Origin of the sequence: Vibrio sp. B1-2 (assembly GCF_963888445.1) — a bacterium.
Lineage (GTDB): Bacteria > Pseudomonadota > Gammaproteobacteria > Enterobacterales > Vibrionaceae > Vibrio > Vibrio anguillarum.
Genome location: NZ_CAWPJH010000033.1, coordinates 189929 through 209070 on the forward strand (window position 1 = coordinate 189929; position 19142 = coordinate 209070).

The 19142-nt window shown below is 45.4% G+C and carries 17 protein-coding genes, 1 tRNA gene and 1 riboswitch; of the genes, 12 read left to right on the forward strand and 6 right to left on the reverse strand.

Going from position 1 to position 19142, the window contains the following annotated elements; genetic code table 11:
• Positions 1 to 43 precede the first annotated feature (43 nt).
• Positions 44 to 712: an SDR family oxidoreductase gene (locus AACQ75_RS10775; RefSeq protein WP_170888630.1), complete on the reverse strand. Its 669-nt coding sequence runs from the start codon at positions 710 to 712 to the stop codon at positions 44 to 46.
• 119 nt (positions 713 to 831) lie between these two features.
• On the opposite strand from AACQ75_RS10775, the gene AACQ75_RS10780 reads away from it, so the two are divergent.
• The gene (locus AACQ75_RS10780) at positions 832 to 1764 is read left to right on the forward strand and encodes a LysR substrate-binding domain-containing protein (protein ID WP_170888631.1); all 933 of its coding nucleotides are present in this window, start codon (positions 832 to 834) and stop codon (positions 1762 to 1764) included.
• A gap of 81 nt (positions 1765 to 1845) precedes the next feature.
• Here the strand turns inward: AACQ75_RS10780 and AACQ75_RS10785 are convergent.
• Positions 1846 to 1921 (reverse strand) — tRNA-Asn (locus AACQ75_RS10785).
• A gap of 546 nt (positions 1922 to 2467) precedes the next feature.
• Here AACQ75_RS10785 and uvrB point away from each other — a divergent pair.
• The 3 genes from uvrB to luxU all read left to right on the forward strand — a co-directional run bounded on the left by uvrB (position 2468) and on the right by luxU (position 6489).
• Positions 2468 to 4498 (forward strand): excinuclease ABC subunit UvrB, encoded by a 2031-nt coding sequence (gene uvrB / locus AACQ75_RS10790; RefSeq protein WP_170888632.1) that lies wholly within the window; start codon positions 2468 to 2470, stop codon positions 4496 to 4498.
• 241 nt (positions 4499 to 4739) lie between these two features.
• Positions 4740 to 6146, forward strand: a complete 1407-nt coding sequence (gene luxO, locus AACQ75_RS10795) for a quorum-sensing sigma-54 dependent transcriptional regulator LuxO (RefSeq protein ID WP_026028983.1) — start codon at positions 4740 to 4742, stop codon at positions 6144 to 6146.
• 4 nt (positions 6147 to 6150) lie between these two features.
• Positions 6151 to 6489, forward strand: coding sequence for a quorum-sensing phosphorelay protein LuxU (luxU, locus tag AACQ75_RS10800; RefSeq protein ID WP_088721080.1), 339 nt, complete (start codon positions 6151 to 6153; stop codon positions 6487 to 6489).
• 15 nt (positions 6490 to 6504) lie between these two features.
• On the opposite strand, the gene AACQ75_RS10805 is transcribed toward luxU, so the two are convergent.
• Positions 6505 to 7395 (reverse strand): YvcK family protein, encoded by an 891-nt coding sequence (locus tag AACQ75_RS10805; protein ID WP_013857260.1) that lies wholly within the window; start codon positions 7393 to 7395, stop codon positions 6505 to 6507.
• A 179-nt stretch (positions 7396 to 7574) separates the two neighbouring features.
• Positions 7575 to 7718: riboswitch (molybdenum cofactor riboswitch) on the forward strand.
• Between AACQ75_RS10805 and moaA the strand changes: the two genes are divergently transcribed.
• The 5 genes from moaA to moaE all read left to right on the forward strand — a co-directional run bounded on the left by moaA (position 7707) and on the right by moaE (position 10498).
• Positions 7707 to 8696: a GTP 3',8-cyclase MoaA gene (gene moaA, locus AACQ75_RS10810; RefSeq protein WP_026028246.1), complete on the forward strand. Its 990-nt coding sequence runs from the start codon at positions 7707 to 7709 to the stop codon at positions 8694 to 8696. It overlaps the preceding riboswitch by 12 nt.
• Positions 8697 to 8763: 67 nt before the next feature.
• The gene (gene moaB, locus AACQ75_RS10815; protein WP_010320682.1) at positions 8764 to 9276 is read left to right on the forward strand and encodes a molybdenum cofactor biosynthesis protein B; all 513 of its coding nucleotides are present in this window, start codon (positions 8764 to 8766) and stop codon (positions 9274 to 9276) included.
• Positions 9277 to 9286: 10 nt separating this feature from the next.
• Positions 9287 to 9787: a cyclic pyranopterin monophosphate synthase MoaC gene (gene moaC, locus AACQ75_RS10820; protein WP_010320681.1), complete on the forward strand. Its 501-nt coding sequence runs from the start codon at positions 9287 to 9289 to the stop codon at positions 9785 to 9787.
• Positions 9780 to 10025: a molybdopterin synthase sulfur carrier subunit gene (gene moaD, locus AACQ75_RS10825; protein ID WP_096036504.1), complete on the forward strand. Its 246-nt coding sequence runs from the start codon at positions 9780 to 9782 to the stop codon at positions 10023 to 10025. The genes moaC and moaD overlap by 8 nt, the downstream gene beginning before the upstream one ends.
• A gap of 2 nt (positions 10026 to 10027) precedes the next feature.
• Complete coding sequence (gene moaE / locus AACQ75_RS10830; RefSeq protein WP_170888633.1) at positions 10028 to 10498, forward strand: molybdopterin synthase catalytic subunit MoaE; 471 nt, start codon at positions 10028 to 10030, stop codon at positions 10496 to 10498.
• Here the strand turns inward: moaE and AACQ75_RS10835 are convergent.
• Positions 10495 to 11460 (reverse strand): sensor domain-containing diguanylate cyclase, encoded by a 966-nt coding sequence (locus tag AACQ75_RS10835; protein ID WP_013857257.1) that lies wholly within the window; start codon positions 11458 to 11460, stop codon positions 10495 to 10497. The two genes, moaE and AACQ75_RS10835, sit on opposite strands and share 4 nt — an antisense overlap.
• A gap of 274 nt (positions 11461 to 11734) precedes the next feature.
• Between AACQ75_RS10835 and AACQ75_RS10840 the strand changes: the two genes are divergently transcribed.
• The 3 genes from AACQ75_RS10840 to udp all read left to right on the forward strand — a co-directional run bounded on the left by AACQ75_RS10840 (position 11735) and on the right by udp (position 15825).
• Positions 11735 to 12151: a CBS domain-containing protein gene (locus tag AACQ75_RS10840; RefSeq protein WP_013857256.1), complete on the forward strand. Its 417-nt coding sequence runs from the start codon at positions 11735 to 11737 to the stop codon at positions 12149 to 12151.
• 286 nt (positions 12152 to 12437) lie between these two features.
• Entirely contained in the window at positions 12438 to 14732 is a 2295-nt protein-coding gene (locus AACQ75_RS10845) for a zinc/cadmium/mercury/lead-transporting ATPase (protein ID WP_170888634.1), read from the forward strand.
• Positions 14733 to 15066: 334 nt separating this feature from the next.
• Positions 15067 to 15825, forward strand: coding sequence for a uridine phosphorylase (gene udp / locus AACQ75_RS10850; protein ID WP_010320675.1), 759 nt, complete (start codon positions 15067 to 15069; stop codon positions 15823 to 15825).
• Positions 15826 to 15952: 127 nt separating this feature from the next.
• Here udp and AACQ75_RS10855 read toward each other — a convergent pair whose 3' ends face one another.
• Together AACQ75_RS10855 and metG are read right to left on the reverse strand one after the other, a co-directional pair.
• Positions 15953 to 16765 (reverse strand): hypothetical protein, encoded by an 813-nt coding sequence (locus AACQ75_RS10855; protein ID WP_013857254.1) that lies wholly within the window; start codon positions 16763 to 16765, stop codon positions 15953 to 15955.
• Positions 16766 to 16981: 216 nt separating this feature from the next.
• Positions 16982 to 19048 (reverse strand): methionine--tRNA ligase, encoded by a 2067-nt coding sequence (gene metG, locus AACQ75_RS10860; protein WP_170888635.1) that lies wholly within the window; start codon positions 19046 to 19048, stop codon positions 16982 to 16984.
• Positions 19049 to 19142 lie beyond the last annotated feature (94 nt).

Below are 19142 nucleotides of genomic sequence, written 5' to 3' on the forward strand. Positions count from 1 at the left end.
TGCCATGCTTTTTATTGCGTTGGCACCTTGTTTCTATTTGGTGTTAGCCAAGCAGTGCGCCACCATCGACATCAATCACGGCGCCAGTCATGTAACTGTTTTCAATCAGAAGTCGATAAGCTTTCGCAACGTCACTGGCTTCGCCAACTTTGTCTACTGGCAAGCTATTTTGTGTGCGTTTGTACATGGCATTTCTGTCGTCTTCGCTCATACTTTGATACGCCTCGGTTTTGGTTAAACCGGGGCTGACCGCATTCACTCGGATAGGAGCCAATTCTTTCGCCAGTACTTTCGTGGTTGCTTCAATGGCTGCGTTAATGGCCGTTTTTACGTAGGTGTTAGCAACAACTTTGCGCGATAACATACCGGAAGTTAGCGTGATTGAGCCGCCTTTCTTGATGTAGCGTGCGCCATGTTTAGCAGCGTTGATGGCGCCCCAAAATTTGGTATCAAAAGCGTCTTTTGCTTGGGAGACTTCCACATCCACCACTTTGCCTGCTGGAGCATAAGAACCTGCCGTGACGATAAGATGGTCAAAAGCACCAATGGTTTCGAAGTAGTGGTAAACCGATTGTTCATCACTAATGTCTAAACCTGTCTTACGGCTTGCTACGTGAACAACTGCATTTTCGCTTGCAAGTTGTTGGCTCAGTGCAGCACCAATACCTGATGTGCCACCGAGTAAGACATAAACGGTTTTTTCTGTTTTCATGATTTTTCTCCAATCTTGTTTTGATGGGGTCAGTATATTGATTGGCAGAAAATTGATAATTGTGTAATAGTTGAATTGATTATTCAATTAAGTCGAATAATGAAATTTAAGGAGAGAGCGTGGACAAGTTTTCAGATATGACGCTGTTTGTCAGCATTATAAAGAACCAAGGGCTGGCGGCGGCTGGTAGAGAGCTCGGTTTATCGCCAGCAACAGTGACAGCAAGATTGCAGTCGTTGGAAGACCGTTATGGGGTGAAATTGCTTAATCGTAGTACAAGGCATATTTCACTGACGGACTCTGGCGCGATGTATCATCAGGCATGTCTGGAAATCATCGACAGCGTTAAAGAGACGGAAAACTTGCTCCAAACTGGCACCAAAGAAGTGCGCGGAACACTCAAAATCTCTGCTCCTCGTGATATTGGCAAGCAATACATTTCGCCAATACTGTCGGAATTTAGTCAGCTCTATCCCGATGTGATCCCTTATCTGTATTTAAACGATAACTTATCCAACTTGGCTGAGTCCGGCTTGGATATCGTTATCCGATACGGAGAGCTGGCCGACAGTAATCTTATCTCTCGTAAACTGGCGTCCAGTCGCCGAGTGCTTTGCGCTTCTCCTCAGTACTTGGCAAAGAAAGGCACGCCGATCACGCCACAAGATTTAGCACAGCACGATTGTTTAGCCATGGTTCGCAGCAATGAAGAACTGAAAACATGGCACTTTCAAGATGAAGAGCAGCACAACGTTGTCACTGTGGTGCCAAAACGTTTTTCTGATGATGGTGAAGTGATTCGTCAATGGGCGTTGGATGGGGCCGGTATTGCGTTGAAATCGATTCTCGATGTGCAAGAAGACATCAAACAACAGCGTTTAGTGACAGTGCTTAATGGTTACATGAAGAACTTCAACGCATCGACCTCTTCTGCAGGCGCAGATTTGAATGTGATTTACCTAAGTAGAAAGTATCAACCGAGGCGAGTTCGTTTGTTTCTCGAGTTCTTGATTGATCGCTTTTGTACCGTATTTGAAGATAAAATTCTGTAAGGGCTATACTCTAAAATGTTCGATTCAATCTAGATTTAGATACAAAAAAAAGACGTCCTAGGACGTCTTTTTTCTTGAATTTGGCTCCCCCTGCAAGACTTGAACTTGCGACATACGGATTAACAGTCCGCCGTTCTACCGACTGAACTAAGGGGGAATTGCTTTGAGCGGTGCGAATGGTAGCGAGTGGGGTGTCCAGTGTCAACCTTTCCAGCCGAAGAAAAAGTAAAAATATTTCCCTGAAAATACTTTACTTTTCTGTACCCCTTATCGGCATTAGGCTAGGTTTAGTTATCCACCAAAATTGTGGATAAGTGTGTTGACGAATCCTGAGCAATTCGTTTCATCAATGAATGTTGAGTTATTACTCTACTCATTTGTTGAGTTTATTTTTTATATAACACTATGTTTTTTATTTTATTTTTTGATTTATCAACTGAAATTATCAATAAGAAATGAAAATGAATGGCGATGAGAAAAAGGGAGTCATTTTGAAATTTTGGGGAAAACAAGTGGATTATTTTTGAAAGTTAGGAGTGGTTTTTTACGAATCAGGCCGAAGATGGTAGCAAACGTATGGAGAAGAAACTAGCATTTTTTCAAAACAGGGGTGATTTACGACGCAACTATTTTGAACAATTACTTGCAACAAAACATGGCTAACAGCGAGAATGCCTATTCAGTTATAGAGGACAACGGCATTATGAGCAAAACGTTTGAATTGGTATCGGGTTATCAACCGTCAGGCGATCAACCTACGGCGATCAAGCAATTGTTTGATGGGCTAGATGCAGGTCTTGCTCATCAAACCTTATTGGGTGTGACGGGTTCAGGGAAAACATTCACCTTGGCTAATGTGATCGCCAAGGCGCAGCGTCCGGTTATCTTGTTGGCACCGAATAAAACGCTCGCAGCCCAGCTGTATGGTGAGATGAAGTCATTTTTCCCCAATAATGCGGTTGAGTATTTCGTCTCTTATTACGACTACTATCAGCCAGAGGCGTATGTGCCGACCACGGACACATTTATAGAAAAAGATTCCTCGATTAACTCACACATAGAACAAATGCGACTCTCCGCGACTAAAGCGCTGCTTGAGCGTAAAGATGCGATTATTGTGGCTTCTGTATCGGCGATTTACGGTTTGGGTGATCCTGATTCTTATCTGAAAATGATGCTTCATGTTCGCCGTGGTGATGTGATGGATCAGCGCGACATTATCCGCCGTTTAGCCGAGCTCCAATACACACGTAACGATATGGCGTTTGAACGTGGTCAATTTAGAGTTCGTGGAGAGGTGATCGATATCTTTCCCGCGGAATCGGATTATGCGGCCGTGCGTGTTGAAATGTTCGATGATGAGGTGGATTGCATCAGTTTGTTTGACCCATTGACGGGCGCAATGATTCAGCGAGATCTTCCTCGCTATACCATTTATCCTAAAACGCACTACGTTACGCCAAGAGAGCGCATTGTCGATGCGATAGAGTACATCAAAGAGGAGCTGCGAACTCGCCAAGCCTACCTGTTGGAAAACAATAAACTACTCGAAGAGCAGCGCATATCGCAGCGTACTCAATTTGATATTGAAATGATGAATGAGCTCGGTTTTTGTTCAGGTATTGAAAACTATTCACGTTATCTTAGTGGGCGAAAAGAGGGAGAGCCGCCTCCGACCCTGTTTGACTATCTACCGCATGACGGTTTATTGATTATCGACGAATCACACGTAACCGTGCCGCAAATTGGCGCGATGTTCAAAGGCGATCGTTCACGCAAAGAAACGTTAGTGGAGTTTGGTTTCCGGTTGCCTTCCGCTTTAGATAACCGTCCATTAAAGTTTGAAGAGTTCGAATCACTTGCGCCGCAGACGATTTTTGTTTCTGCTACCCCGGGCAACTATGAGCTAGAAAAATCAGCCGGACAAATTGTGGATCAAGTGGTGCGCCCAACCGGATTACTGGACCCCGTGCTGGAAGTTCGACCAGTTGCAACACAAGTGGATGATGTGTTGTCAGAGATCCGCATTCGCTCAGCGAAAGATGAACGTGTGCTGATCACGACATTGACTAAACGCATGGCTGAAGACTTAACTGAGTATCTTCATGAACATGGGGTTAAGGTCAGATATCTGCACTCAGATATTGATACTGTTGAGCGGGTTGAGATTATTCGCGACCTTCGCCTAGGCGAATTTGATGTGTTAGTGGGTATTAACTTACTGCGTGAAGGTTTGGATATGCCTGAAGTCTCTCTCGTCGCAATTCTTGATGCGGATAAAGAAGGCTTTCTACGTTCAGAACGTTCATTAATTCAGACCATTGGCCGTGCGGCACGTAACATTGAAGGTAAAGCGATTCTCTATGCTGATCGCATTACTAACTCAATGAAGAAAGCGATGGATGAGACCGATCGTCGCCGTGAAAAGCAGCAAGCACATAATGAAGAACAAGGGATAACACCTCAGGCGCTGAAACGTAATGTCAAAGATATTATGGAGTTAGGTGATATTACTAAGTCCAAGCAGCAGAGGATGAGCAAACAAGTACCTTTGTCGAAGGTGGCAGAAAGCTCGCAAACTTATGAAATATTCACGCCGCTACAACTGGAAAAAGAGATCGCCAAACTAGAAGGGTTAATGTACAAACACGCACAAAACCTAGAATTTGAATTGGCTGCCGAAAAGCGTGACCAAATTGAAAAACTGCGTCAGCAGTTCATTACCAACAGTTAAAAAAATAGCCAATAGAAAAAGGTCTATTGGCTGTTATTTGTGAACACTTTATTCACTAACAACGTCAGTTGGCTAGGTGACCCCTAAGGGTCATATTGAATAGAGCACATATCGTGCCAATTAATTTTATGCAAAAAGGGCTATTAACTAACGAATTAGTGCCTTTTTGTTATTTTATTTTGCAAAATGCGAACCTTAATGCAATAGTTAAGGCAAAGTGCAAAATAATAATGGCTAGAATATGCAACCTGACTTTTCTCTACAAAAGGCTAAATACCTTTTGATGGTGGAAGATACGGCTTCCGTTGCGGCGCTGTATCGTTCATACCTCACCCCCCTTGAAATCGATATCAATATTGTTGGTACAGGTCGTGATGCGATAGAGAGTTTAGCTCACCGAGAGCCGGACCTCATATTGCTGGATCTTCGATTACCCGATATGACGGGCATGGACGTTTTACATGCTGTGAAAAGTCACTACCCCAATGTGCCAGTGATATTCATGACCGCTCATGGTTCGATCGATACCGCAGTGGAAGCGATGCGTCACGGTGCCCAAGATTTCTTGATCAAACCTTGTGAAGCAGACCGCTTGCGCGTCACGGTTAACAACGCCATACGTAAAGCTAGCAAACTAAAAAATGAGGCTGGTAACCCGGGTAATCAGAACTACCAAGGTTTTATTGGCAGCAGTCAAACCATGCAATCAGTCTATCGAACCATTGACTCTGCGGCCTCCAGTAAAGCCAGTATTTTTATTACTGGCGAAAGTGGCACGGGTAAAGAGGTGTGCGCAGAAGCTATTCATGCGGCCAGTAAACGTGGCGATAAACCCTTCATTGCGATTAACTGCGCCGCCATTCCTAAAGACTTGATAGAGAGTGAACTCTTTGGTCACGTGAAAGGCGCATTTACTGGCGCAGCGACCGATCGCCAAGGCGCAGCCGAGTTGGCTGATGGCGGCACACTGTTTTTGGATGAACTGTGTGAAATGGATTTGGATTTGCAGACCAAGCTGTTGCGCTTTATCCAAACGGGCACATTCCAGAAAGTGGGCTCATCGAAGATGAAAAGTGTCGATGTTCGTTTTGTCTGCGCTACCAACCGCGATCCATGGAAAGAGGTACAAGAGGGTCGTTTTCGTGAAGATTTGTACTATCGTCTTTATGTGATCCCATTGCATTTACCACCGCTACGCGAGCGAGGCGATGATGTTATTGAAATTGCTTACTCTCTACTCGGCTTTATGTCTAAAGAAGAAGGCAAAGGTTTTGTCCGCTTAGCGCCAGAGGTTGTGGAGCGTTTTACGCGCTATGAATGGCCGGGTAATGTGCGTCAACTGCAAAACGTGTTGCGGAATGTGGTGGTATTGAACCACGGCAACGAGATCGAACTGAGCATGTTACCGCCACCGCTAAATCAAGTCGTGGATAACAAGATCCGATTAGCAAACCTAACGACGGAAACGCGCAAGGAAAATATAACCGTGCACGATATTTTTCCTTTATGGATGACGGAAAAGCAAGCCATCGAACAAGCGATAGAAGCGTGTGATGGTAATATTCCTAAAGCAGCCAGTTATTTAGACGTTAGCCCTTCAACGATCTACCGCAAGCTTCAAGCGTGGAACAGTAGAGAGAACTCATAGAGATATGGAACTGATCAATAAAAACAAAATTGCGCATTTGGCCCAAGAAATTGGAGAAGAGAATGTGCCAATATTGCTCGATATTTTTCTCAGCGAGCTGAGCGCCTATACACAGAAGCTAGCTGATCAAAATCTGCCGGATAAAATCGAATATTTAAAAGACATCAGCCATGCTCTAAAAAGCAGTGCCGCCAGCTTTGGTGCGGATAAACTGTGCGCTAAAGCGGTGGATATCGATAGCAAAGGAAAGGCAAACTGCATTTTTGATGAGGCTGAAGAAGTGGCGGCGATGCGCGCTCTTATCGAAGAGACGCATCGTTGCTATTGCCACTTGGTGGATTAAGTGCCACTTGATGGATTAGCTTGTGAGTTGATTCTCAATGGCTTTTTGAAGTTTAACTCGGTCGTGCCGCCAGTCACGATTGGATGATGCTAGCTCTGTAGTGACACAATGCCAGTGTTCAGCCAGCTCCGGATGTGGTGTATCGCCGATCACCACATCGATTTTTCGCGCGTGGCAGGCGCGCTCACACCATTCCAATTTCTGCCGTAGCGACATGCGACCAGCAGGTCCTTGCTCGGGAGACAAGTTCTCAACAAAAATCAGCTTTGCTTTTACGTTTTGCTCAATGGCATTGCCAATTTCGGGCAGCAGTAGTGGTGGCATCACACTGGTGAGAAAGCTTCCCGGGCCAAGGATGATGCAGTCTGCTGCACTGATGGCGAGTATGGCTTCTTTGGTTGCTGGCACTTCAGGTGATAAATCTAAGCGCCTTAAATCTTCCGTCATCTCGTCCACGTTCGTTTCACCCGTGACCCAGTGACCATCCATAGAAAGTGCACTAAGATCAGAAGGATGCTCTGACATAGGTAAAATATTAACATCGACTTTGAGCATGTTGCGGATCAAGTTGATCGCGTCTAAAGGGCGCACAGATAGGTTATCTAATGCAGTCAGCATCAAATTACCGAGATTATGGCCATTGAGTTCTCCCGCACCTTTAAAGCGATATTCAAACATCATCGAACTGATGGAAGGCTCAGTGATCAACTGGTTGATACAGTTACGTGTATCGCCCCATGCAATGCCACCTTGGCAGTGGCGAATGCGCCCAGTGGAACCGCCGTTATCTGTGGTGGTTACAATCCCTGTCGCATTGGAGCCAAAATCTTTTAACGCCGCTAGCATGCGTCCAAGCCCATGTCCTCCGCCAATGGCGACGACTTTCTTTGAAGTGTATAGAGTCATCTGTTCTTCTTATTTTTTAATAATTAACTACAATTTAAATCAGCTTGTTCACAACCCATACTCATTAGGAGGTAAATTGGGTAATGGACTCTTTTTTTTTACGATAAGGGTAGAATCACTTACTAATATTAAGTATTTTACTTATCAGCTGCTGTAGAGATAGTTAATTATACTACCTCAACGGCTGCCATAGCTCCGAGCTTAACTGGCTAAGTCTCATTTTTGTGAGATAGGGTGGTTAAGCCAGTGGTCTAATACCACAAGGGCATAATTGGAAATGATTATGCCTCCCGTATTTGGAAAGGTGTTCCGTGGCGCAACAGTTCGAAGATAGATTCCAACGTAAATTTTATTATTTACGTTTATCTGTTACAGATGTCTGTAACTTTAAATGCACATATTGCCTGCCTGATGGTTATCAACCTTCGGGGCAGAAAAACTCGTCTTTTTTAACCCTTCCTGAAATACAACGCGTCGTGCGAGCCTTTGCCGACTGTGGTACGTCGAAAGTACGCATCACAGGGGGGGAGCCAACTTTGCGTAAAGACTTTAACGACATTATTGCTTGTGTGGCGAATACCGCTGGTATAGAGAAAGTGGCGACCACCACCAACGGTTACCGTATGGCCAAACAAGTAGAAGGTTGGCAATCGGCCGGGTTAACGCATATCAATGTCAGTGTCGATAGTCTTGATCCAAGAATGTTCCACCAAATCACGGGTGAAAACAAATTTACGCAAGTGATGGCGGGGATTGATCGCGCTTTTGAAGTCGGTTACCAGCAAGTTAAAGTCAACGTTGTGCTGCTAAAAGACCTTAATCATCAGCAGTTACCTGCTTTTTTAGATTGGATTAAACATCGCCCTATTCAACTTCGTTTTATTGAACTAATGCAAACTGGTGAAATGGACTCGCTGTTTGAGCGTCACCATATTTCAGGTGTTGCCATTCGTAATCAACTGATTGCCAATGGTTGGGTGCTGAAAACCCGAGCTCACAATGATGGGCCAGCGCAAGTATTTGTTCATGCCGATTACCAAGGTGAAATCGGTCTTATCATGCCGTATGAGAAAAACTTTTGCCATAGCTGCAATCGCTTACGTGTTTCGGCAAAGGGGAAGTTACACCTGTGCCTTTTCGGTGAGCAAGGCGTTGAATTACGCGATCTGCTCGCCCAAGATAATCAACAGCAAGCCTTAATTGAGCGAATTCAAGCGCAATTACAGACCAAGTCGGTCAGCCATTTTTTACAAGATGGCAATACGGGTATGACGCCTAATCTCGCCTCCATTGGCGGCTAAATTCTTTTTGTCACTGGCTATTGTTTAGCGGGTGATGTTGGTACACATTTGAACAGTAGGTGAACACATGGGTCACGCAGAAAGCGCATTTCAACCAGCACATATTGCCGTACTGACGGTTTCCGATACTCGTACTGAAGAAAACGATACTTCAGGCGGTTACTTAGCTGAGCAACTTCAACAAGCGGGACACATTCTGGCCGATAAGCAGATTGTTATTGATGATCAGTATAAAATTCGCGCGATTGTGTCTCAGTGGATCGCGGATGAAAACGTGCAAGCCGTGCTGATCACGGGCGGAACGGGTTTTACTTCACGCGACAGCACACCAGAGGCATTAAAGCCCTTGTTTGATAAAGAAGTTGAAGGTTTTGGCGAGCTGTTCCGATTGGTCTCTTACGATGAAATTGGCACTTCAACCATTCAGTCTCGCGCCATTGCAGGTTTTGCCAACCATACGGTTATTTTTGCCATGCCAGGTTCAACAGGAGCGTGCAAAACCGGTTGGACGAAAATCATCAAACAGCAGTTAGATGCTAGCCATCGCCCATGCAACTTTATGCCACATCTTTCGGTTTAACGGGGTTTCAATGAGCGAATTTACTCATATTAATGCCTCAGGCGAAGCCAATATGGTCGATGTCTCTGCCAAGGCTGAAACCGTACGTGAAGCACGTGCGGAAGCCTTTGTGAAGATGTCACCACAAACGCTGCAACTGATCCTTTCTGGGCAACACCACAAAGGTGATGTGTTTGCCACCGCAAGAATTGCGGGCATTCAAGCGGCGAAGAAAACGTGGGATTTAATCCCACTGTGCCACCCATTGCTGCTTACTAAAGTAGAAGTGCAGCTTGAAGCCATCGAAGCACAAAGCAAAGTTCGAATTGAATCATTGTGTAAATTAACCGGTAAAACAGGGGTTGAAATGGAAGCCTTAACCGCGGCATCGGTGGCGGCGTTAACCATTTACGACATGTGTAAAGCAGTACAAAAAGATATCGTGATTGAACAAGTGCGCTTACTTGAAAAAAGCGGCGGAAAATCTGGTTACTTTAGCGCTCAGCCACAACAAAAGGTCACGCATGATTAATGTCCTCTTTTTTGCTCAAACTCGTGAGTTGATCGGCCAAGACAACATTCAACTCAAGGCACAGTTTGCTACGGTTGAAGCGCTGCGTAGCCACTTAGCCTCGCAGCCTGGGAAATGGGATTTAGCCTTGCAACCGGGAAAACTGCTGGTGGCAGTCAATCAAACTATCGTTGCCTTTGATTACCCGTTAAGTGATGGTGATGAAGTGGCTTTTTTTCCTCCAGTAACTGGAGGCTAGTGATGGATAGCCGTATTTCCGTTCAAATATCAGATTTCTCGGTAGACGCAGAATACCGTGATTTGTCGCAAGGTACTTCCGCTGGCGCTGTGGTTACCTTTATTGGCAAAGTTCGTGATATGAATTTAGGTGATAATGTTATTGGCTTAACGCTTGAGCATTATCCGGGAATGACAGAAAAAGCCTTGAGTGATATTTGTGATCAGGCGCAGGCACGATGGCCAGTGCAAAAAATCCGTGTGATCCACCGAATCGGTGATTTAGATATTGGCGATCAAATCGTGTTTGTAGGTGTTTCGAGCTCACATCGTGGTGCGGCTTTTGAGGCGTGCGAATTCGTTATGGATTACCTTAAAGCCAAAGCACCGTTTTGGAAGAAAGAGCGCACCACCGAACAAACACGCTGGGTGGAGTCTCGAGATTCAGATGCCCAAGCCGCGCAGCGTTGGGCTAATCATTACACCATCGACTAAGCCTTGTGTAGTATATGAATAGTTCCGCGCTGTTGATTCTTCGCGTGAAACAGCGCTTTATCGGCCGTTGATACAAACTGTTCTGGCGTCATGCCTGTCGGTATGTGTTCGCAATATTGGATGCCGATAGTAATCGATACATACAATGAGACACGAGAATAGCGGTGAGGGATTTGCAGCTCTCTCACTTCACTAAGTAGTTGTAATGCTTTTTGCTCGCACTGTTTAATATCAATATCCGCAATAAATAGTAGAAATTCATCTCCTCCATAGCGAAAGCAGAGGTCATCTTTACGTTTCCAATGCTGCAGAGTGCTCGCTATCTTGCGCAGCACAGTATCGCCATTCACATGGCCATAGTGGTCGTTATATTCTTTGAAGCAATCTAAGTCGATCATGAAAATTGCAGCACTACTTTGCTCACGTTTGATCTTATCTAACGCTTTGGGCAGCAATGAGTCCATCGCATAACGGTTATAGACCTGAGTTAAATGATCCACATTGGTCAGTTTTTCTAACTCAAGTTGGTGTATAGAAAGCCGCTCTAACGTGCGCTTATAAGCGGTAATATTTCTCACAATCCATAGCACGTACTCAGTATTTTTCAGCGGGATGACCAATGCGTTAAAAAACTGAATATCGATAGGGCCAGAGCTGCCTTTAAATTGAGCTATCACCCTTAGGTCGAGATCGTATTCAAACTCTCGCATTTGTCCGTTATCAATGACTTCTTGGATAATTTGATGAAACCAAGCGGCTTTTTTTTCGGGTAATACCTGGTATAGATTGAGACCAATGAGAACCCTTGGGTCGTGGTGTCGGCTGCGATCCGTTCCTCCTAAGGCCTCCACATATACGCCATCGCGGTTAATCAGAAAAGTGGGTTCGGGTAATGACTCCAACAAGCTGCGCATCAGTGCTGGGTTTTCTATAATCTCGGAAAACAGCGGCGAATTCACCATGCCCAGTCCTTATTAATACAACGGTCAATGTTTAAGATATAAATGATATTAACTGTAAAATCTTGCGAGACATCGTGTTCTTAACGTGTTGTTTGATTCAAAAATGAGACGTTTTGATAAAAGATTTTGCCATTTACCCTTGATAAAAATTAACTATTTGTAATATCGATAGTTTGTGCCGATGAGCAAAATCGATTTTTTCCATTTAGCAAAACGGTGAAATTAGTCAACACTTAACTTAAGGCAGCATACCGTTGCAACCAAGGAGACAGATATGCAATCGCTAATAGTTAAAGACTATATGACATTACAAGCCATCACCTTCAAACCGGACATGCCAATGACTGCGGCTTTAGAAAAAGTGATGCGTTCGGAGCATCTTGGTGGTCCTGTTATTAACGACCAAGAACAAGTGATTGGCTTTCTATCAGAGCAGGATTTGCTCGATAAATTGGTGAAGGTGAGTTATTTCTGTGAAGACACCCATTTAGTCCGTGACTGCATGCACCCTGAAGTGCTGTCCGTTTCATCAGACACCTCTATTATTGAGCTTGCTGACATGATGAAAGTAGGAAAACCGAAAGTTTATCCCGTGATCGATCAAGGTAAATTGGTTGGCATTATTACGCGCAGAGATGTACTGAGAGCATTAGGGAAAAACTTAACGCATTGTTTTAAAAAACCAACATAGCAAACTATACCCTTCCTACTTGAAGCTGCAGCGGTGTTGGCTACGTTCGTTCACCCCAATCACATAGTTTGCCTATGCTCATGGGGACTCACTCACTTGCCGCCTACCTGCAACTCCAAGTTGTTTGGGTATATCAGCAGTAATAAATAAAATTCTAGAGGTGCAGTGCACCTCTTTTCCATCTAATCAAGGTGAATGTGCGTTAAGTTCAGGTTTGATAAAAATGCGCTTGACCTTGGAGTTGACTCTAAGGTTTAAGCTTTGTGCATCAGAGAAGGAGAATCCTATGTGCACAAAACATGAAGCTTGCAGTACTACAAAAAATAGCATGGCAAACCCGCAGGCGGTGTCATGCTCTAGTCTTAAAATTACCGCGATTAGGGTTGCGGGCGTTGATTCAAATGAAGAGGGGTGTTGCGGGTCACGAGAGTGCGCAAGCAATGATCCTGATGATGAACCCGCGCAGCCCACATCCGTTAAAACACAGTTTAACCAAAGCTGGAAAATTGAAGGGATGGATTGCCCATCTTGCGCACGTAAGGTTGAAACGGCGCTTAAAAAAGTGGGTAATGTGATCGACGCCAAAGTGCTGTTTGCCACTGAAAAATTGGTGGTCAAGTTTAATACCGAAGAGGCAGCGCTTGAAATAGAGCAAGCGGTTCGTAACGCAGGTTTTACGGCTCACCGCATTGATGCGGCTAATCCAGTTTCTGCCCCCATTCATAGTGACTGGAAGTCAGTCATAAAACAGAACGCGCAGATCCTCTCCATTGCTGGCGCGATGGTACTCGCCGCTATTGTGCAGCCTTATTTCCCTCAAATCAGCGATGGGATGTTCATTTTGACCTGCCTTGCCGGTTTGTATCCTATCGGTAAAAAAGCGATTCAACTGGCACGCTCAGGCACACCCTTTGCGATTGAAACCTTAATGAGCGTTGCGGCGCTCGGAGCGCTCTATCTTGGTGAAACGGTTGAAGCGGCGATGGTGCTATTACTCTTCCTCATCGGAGAACGGCTAGAAGCTTTTGCCGCTTCCAAAGCGCGCAGCGGCGTGCAAGCTCTAATGGCACTGGTGCCTGAAACGGCAACAAAAATTGTGGCAGGAGAACGCATCACGGTGGCAGCACATGAGCTAAAACCGGGGGATGTAGTGGAAGTTTCTCCCGGCTCTCGGCTACCTGCGGATGGCCAATTGCACGAAGCGTCGGCTAGTTTTGATGAGAGCGCGTTAACGGGCGAATCACTGCCTGTCGAACGTTATCAAGGTGACAGTATCATGGCGGGTGCAGTGGTCGCGGATCAGGTGGTGCGTTTCACCATCACGTCCAAACAGGGTGAAAACGCGATTGACCGCATTTTGCATCTGATTGAAGAAGCGGAATCTCGCAAAGCGCCGTTAGAACGTTTTCTTGATAAATTTAGTCGTTGGTATACCCCATTAATGATGTTGGTTTCATTGGCCGTGGTTGTGATACCGCCGACACTGTTTGCGCAGCCATGGGAAACATGGGTTTACCGTGGCTTAGCCTTACTGCTGATTGCTTGTCCATGTGCGTTGGTTATCTCAACTCCGGCGGCCATTACTTCTGGTCTTGCCGCAGCGGCGCGTCGTGGTGCACTGATCAAAGGGGGCGCGGCGCTCGAACAACTTGGGAAAATAGAGAGTATTGCTTTTGATAAAACGGGCACTTTGACCAAAGGTAAACCGGAAGTTACGGATGTGGTTGCGCTCAATGGCTGGGATGAAGAGCAATTGTTGCGCTATGTCGCAGCGGTTGAAATGGGCTCGAGCCATCCTCTGGCAACCTCTTTAGTGAAAAAAGTGCAAGCGATGGCTTTGCCCATTCCAGAAGCGATAGAGAAGCGAGCGTTAGTTGGCAGTGGGGTTTCGGGGGTTGTGGAGGGGAAATCACTGCGCGTATTAGCGCCAAGCAAAGCGAATGTTCCGTTTTCTGATGCATTTAGCGCGCAAGTGGAAGCGCTAGAGATGCAAGGCAAAACAGTGGTGGTGGTTTTTGAGCAAGAGAACATTGTCGGTTTAATCGCATGGCAAGATACCTTGCGTGAAGATGCCAAAGCCGCCATTGAAGCACTGCGCCGTTTGGGGATCGACACTATTATGCTCACTGGCGATAACCCTAGAAGCGCTGCGACGATGAGTGCTCAATTAGGGATAGATTTCAAAGCCAGTTTATTACCGCAAGATAAAGTGGAATACATTCAACAGTTGGCGCAACAAAAACAAGTGGCGATGGTCGGGGATGGCATTAATGATGCACCAGCAATGAAAGCGGCCAGCATTGGTATTGCGATGGGAGGTGGTACCGATGTTGCGTTGGAAACGGCCGATGCGGCAATTACTCATAATCGATTGGTCGAGCTCGCCACCATGATCGAGCTATCACAAGCTACACTCGCCAATATTCGCCAGAATGTCGCGCTAGCGCTAGGCTTAAAAAGTATCTTTTTAGTCACGAGTTTACTCGGTATTACGGGCTTATGGGTGGCGGTGCTGGCCGATAGTGGAGCTACCGCGTTAGTGACGCTCAATGCGTTGCGTCTATTGAAATTTAAAAAATAGTCCGAGACTAAAAACCAAAAAGCTCAGCAAGGCATGGCGGGTCGTTATCTCTCATGCCTGTTGGGTTTGCACCCTATTGTGGTAATAGTGTGAAATGCCTCGATATTGCGCTTGTATTTTGTTATGCAGTGTTGGAAATCATCTTTTAGGGTTGGGTGTTATTTCATCAATCTTGCTGTTTTTTGTGATGCAAACCGTTTTTATGAGAATGTGTTCGTTACATTGCGTCATTCATTGTGAATTTGATCACTCTTTGTTGGTGCGTGGTCCGCTAGAGTAGCTGCATACCCGATGTATATCTATGAGCTGAACAAGCCGCAATAAGGAGTCACTTATGTCTCAAGCCGTTTTCCATCTAGGTGTTACCGAAGCCGATCTGAATGGTGCTACTTTGGCCATTATCCCTGGGGATCCAGCCCGCGTACAAAAAATCGCTGAAGAGATGGAAAATCCAGTCTTTCTTGCTAGCCACCGTGAATACACTGTGTACCGCGCAGAGTTAGACGGTAAGCCAGTCGTTGTTTGTTCTACTGGTATCGGTGGTCCTTCTACGTCTATTGCGGTTGAAGAGCTTGCTCAACTTGGCGTGCGTACTTTCCTACGCGTAGGTACTACTGGTGCAATCCAACCTCATGTCAATGTGGGTGATATGATTGTCAGCACAGGTTCGGTTCGCCTTGACGGTGCAAGTTTGCACTTTGCGCCAATGGAATTCCCTGCTGTGGCTGATTTCGATGTCGCCACAGCAATGAAAGCGGCTGTAGTTGAAAGTGGTGCAACCGTGCACATGGGCGTTACCGCATCAAGTGATACTTTCTACCCAGGCCAAGAGCGTTATGACACTTTCACTGGTCGTGTTGTGCGTCGTTTCCAAGGCTCGATGAAAGAGTGGCAAGACATGGGCGTATTGAACTTTGAGATGGAATCCGCCACTTTGCTAACCATGTGTGCGAGCTCAGGTTTGAAAGCAGGTTGTGTGGCTGGTGTGATCATCAACCGTACTCAAAAAGAGATCCCAGATCACGCGACACTCAAAGAGACCGAGGCTCGTTCAATCAAAGTGGTTGTCGAAGCGGCGCGTAAAATGCTGTAATTGAGTTCTGAATTTACACTGATGTATCTATGTACACGGTGAGTGATTAGGCCACTTTTGAATAAAGTGGCCTTTTTACTTTCTAAATAATCACCAGTCAAACAGTCACCAGCTAAATAATTACTCACTAAGCAATCGCCAATTTAGGCAATGGAATGTACAAGCTCTCGGTTAAGTCGCTGAGCATCTGGTCGTAAACGTGAGAGATGCTGAGTGAAATATCCGAAGTGATTTGGTACATCGCGCCAGCTTCTATTTGAAAGGCAGGATGATCATGCAGTTCGCTCAGGCTATGTAGCGCGGCTGAGCAGCTTGGCGAAGCTACCGTTAAAGGGCTGATTAAGGCGAGTTGATTCATCCTACGCCTGACCACCTCACTATAATGCTGCAAGCGTATGCGGCCATCTTGAGTATCCATTTCATCAATGCTGATGCGCAACTGAGTTAGCGCGTCCATCGCATCAATGACCTGTTGCCAATTAATATGATATTCATCGCTGAGATCTTCGCGGTTGGATTCCACCAACCAAGCCAGTATCACCTCATCCATTAAGAACATACAGTGACGAATTATTTTACCATGCATCATTTGGTTACGAGCCACAGAGCGCTCTGGCCACTCCTTCATGAGTGCTTTAAGCTTAATTTGCAGCACACGGTACATTGGTTTGTTGTCAAAATGTGCGATAGCAATTAAGTGATTACTTTTTTCGTATAGCGTATCTTGCAATTCATTCAACTCAGTGTCGCGTCTTTGACCTGAGGCTAGTGTTTGATGGGTAATGTTACGGTGCTGACGGCATAAAAACAGTAGCTGGCGAAGGTCGATCAGCAGTTGATATTTACGTTGTAATGTGGATTCACGCTGTTTTGCCAGATAAAACATCAGCCACAATATACCGATAGAGATAAGCATTGAGATAAAAACAAACATAACCAACTCCTTGTTAATGTTATACCAATCTAGAGTTAGCAGGGTTAATGCCAGTTTTTTATTTGTTTAAATTCAATGTGTTATGTATTTTCGCGTTGAAGTGATGCATCTTATTGGTGCATTTTGAACTGAAAGTGTGAGCAGGATCGATTTTGAGCAGTATGGTGATAAAAAATCCCCAACACAGAGCGTGTTGGGGATGCTATCGTGAAGATTGATGTATTACAGGATGCGCATGCCAGCTTGAGCACCTTCATGTGGCTCAAGAATCCATAGCTCGCTGCCACCAGGGCCTGCGGCTAAGATCATGCCTTCTGACATACCAAACTTCATTTTACGCGGTTTGAGGTTCGCTACCATGACGGTGTACTTGCCTACTAACTCTTCGGGTGAATAAGCGGCTTTAATACCTGAAAACACTTGGCGAGTTTCGCCACCAATATCTAATTGGAATTTAAGCAATTTATCTGCTTTTGGCACAGCTTCACAAGCGATGATCTTAGCGACGCGTAAGTCCACTTTAGCAAAATCATCAAATTCGATTTCAGCTGCAATAGGGTCTTTACTTAGCTCAGTTTCAACTGTGGTTGGTTGCACGCTCTCAATCGCGGCTTTTTCTGCTGCCGCTTCTTCTTTAGATGCTTCAATCATCGCTTCAACGTGTTTCGGATCAATGCGATTAAACAGCGCTTTGAATGGCGTGAGCGTATGGCTTGTTAATGGTGTTTGTACGCCTTCCCAAGTGAGTTCTTGGTTTAAGAATGCTTCGGTGCGCGCCGCTAGTGCTGGCATTACAGGTTTTAAGTAAGTCATTAACACGCGGAATAGGTTGATGCCCACTGAGCAAATGTCTTGTAGCTCTTGCTCTTGACCCTCTTGTTTAGCCACAACCCAAGGCGCTTTTTCATCCACGTATTGGTTCGCTTTGTCCGCCAATGCGGTGATTTCACGAATGGCACGGTTAAATTCACGGTTTTCGTAAAGCTCAGCAATGCGATCCGCTGCAGCTGCAAATTCTGCGTACAGCTCTGGTTCGGCAAAGGTTGCAGACAACTGATTTTCAAAACGTTTGGTGATGAAGCCTGCATTACGCGATGCAAGGTTGACGATTTTATTGACCACATCGGCGTTCACACGTTGGGTGAAATCCTCAAGGTTTAAATCAAGATCGTCGATACGGCTATTGAGTTTTGCGGCGTAGTAGTAGCGTAAGCATTCTGGGTCTAGGTGGTTTAAGTAAGTGCTTGCTTTGACAAACGTTCCTTTAGACTTCGACATCTTCGCGCCATTGACTGTGACATAACCGTGCACGAATACGTTATTAGGCTTACGGAAACCACTGCCATCAAGCATCGCTGGCCAGAATAGGCTGTGGAAGTAAACAATATCTTTACCGATGAAATGGTACAGTTCGGTTTTACTGTCTTTATTCCAGTATTCGTCAAAGTCTAAGTCATCGCGTTTGTTACATAGGTTTTTAAATGAACCCATGTAGCCGATAGGCGCGTCTAACCACACGTAGAAGAATTTGTTCTTTTCGCCGGGGATTTCAAAGCCAAAGTATGGCGCATCACGTGAAATATCCCACTGTTGCAGGCCGCCTTCGAACCACTCTTGCATTTTATTGGCGGTTTCTGTTTGTAGCGAGCCAGAGCGAGTCCACTCTTTGAGCATGCTTTCAAATTGAGGAAGGTCAAAGAAGAAATGCTCGGAATCCTTCATTACTGGCGTCGCGCCAGAAACGGCCGATTTCGGGTTGATAAGCTCTGTTGGGCTATAGGTTTCGCCACACGCATCGCAGTTATCACCGTATTGATCTTCTGACTTACATTTTGGGCAAGTGCCTTTCACGAAGCGATCAGGCAAGAACATCTCTTTTTCTGGGTCAAACAGCTGAGAAATGGTGCGGCTTGAAATGAAGCCATTTTTTTTCAGCTCAAGATAAATGTGAGAAGCCAGTTCGCGGTTCTCTTCGCTGTGAGTGCTGTGATAATTGTCAAAGCTGATATCAAAACCTGCAAAATCTTTTTGGTGCTCTTCACTTACTGCGGCGATCATCTCTTCAGGTGTAATACCCATCTGTTGTGCTTTAAGCATAATTGGCGTGCCGTGAGCATCGTCTGCACAGATGAAGTTTACAGTGTTGCCGCGTAGGCGTTGGTAACGAACCCAAATGTCAGCTTGGATATGCTCAAGCATATGACCAAGGTGGATCGAACCGTTAGCGTACGGAAGGGCACAAGTTACCAGCAGTTTCCTTGAAGAAACGTTTCTTGGGTCAGTCGCCATACTTAATATTCGCTTTTTTGATAGGTATGAAAAATAGAGACCAATACTACCTTATGCAGCGAGCGACTCCAAGGCGTGAGCCTAAGGAATCCCG

Coding starts and splice junctions, on each gene's coding strand:
- AACQ75_RS10775 (WP_170888630.1), bottom strand. CDS start 712: ATGAAAACAGAAAAAACCGTTTATGTCTTACTCGGTGGCACATCAGGT.
- uvrB (WP_170888632.1), top strand. CDS start 2,468: ATGAGCAAAACGTTTGAATTGGTATCGGGTTATCAACCGTCAGGCGAT.
- luxO (WP_026028983.1), top strand. CDS start 4,740: ATGCAACCTGACTTTTCTCTACAAAAGGCTAAATACCTTTTGATGGTG.
- luxU (WP_088721080.1), top strand. CDS start 6,151: ATGGAACTGATCAATAAAAACAAAATTGCGCATTTGGCCCAAGAAATT.
- AACQ75_RS10805 (WP_013857260.1), bottom strand. CDS start 7,395: ATGACTCTATACACTTCAAAGAAAGTCGTCGCCATTGGCGGAGGACAT.
- moaB (WP_010320682.1), top strand. CDS start 8,764: ATGGGTCACGCAGAAAGCGCATTTCAACCAGCACATATTGCCGTACTG.
- moaC (WP_010320681.1), top strand. CDS start 9,287: ATGAGCGAATTTACTCATATTAATGCCTCAGGCGAAGCCAATATGGTC.
- moaD (WP_096036504.1), top strand. CDS start 9,780: ATGATTAATGTCCTCTTTTTTGCTCAAACTCGTGAGTTGATCGGCCAA.
- moaE (WP_170888633.1), top strand. CDS start 10,028: ATGGATAGCCGTATTTCCGTTCAAATATCAGATTTCTCGGTAGACGCA.
- AACQ75_RS10835 (WP_013857257.1), bottom strand. CDS start 11,460: ATGGTGAATTCGCCGCTGTTTTCCGAGATTATAGAAAACCCAGCACTG.
- AACQ75_RS10840 (WP_013857256.1), top strand. CDS start 11,735: ATGCAATCGCTAATAGTTAAAGACTATATGACATTACAAGCCATCACC.
- AACQ75_RS10845 (WP_170888634.1), top strand. CDS start 12,438: ATGTGCACAAAACATGAAGCTTGCAGTACTACAAAAAATAGCATGGCA.
- udp (WP_010320675.1), top strand. CDS start 15,067: ATGTCTCAAGCCGTTTTCCATCTAGGTGTTACCGAAGCCGATCTGAAT.
- metG (WP_170888635.1), bottom strand. CDS start 19,048: ATGGCGACTGACCCAAGAAACGTTTCTTCAAGGAAACTGCTGGTAACT.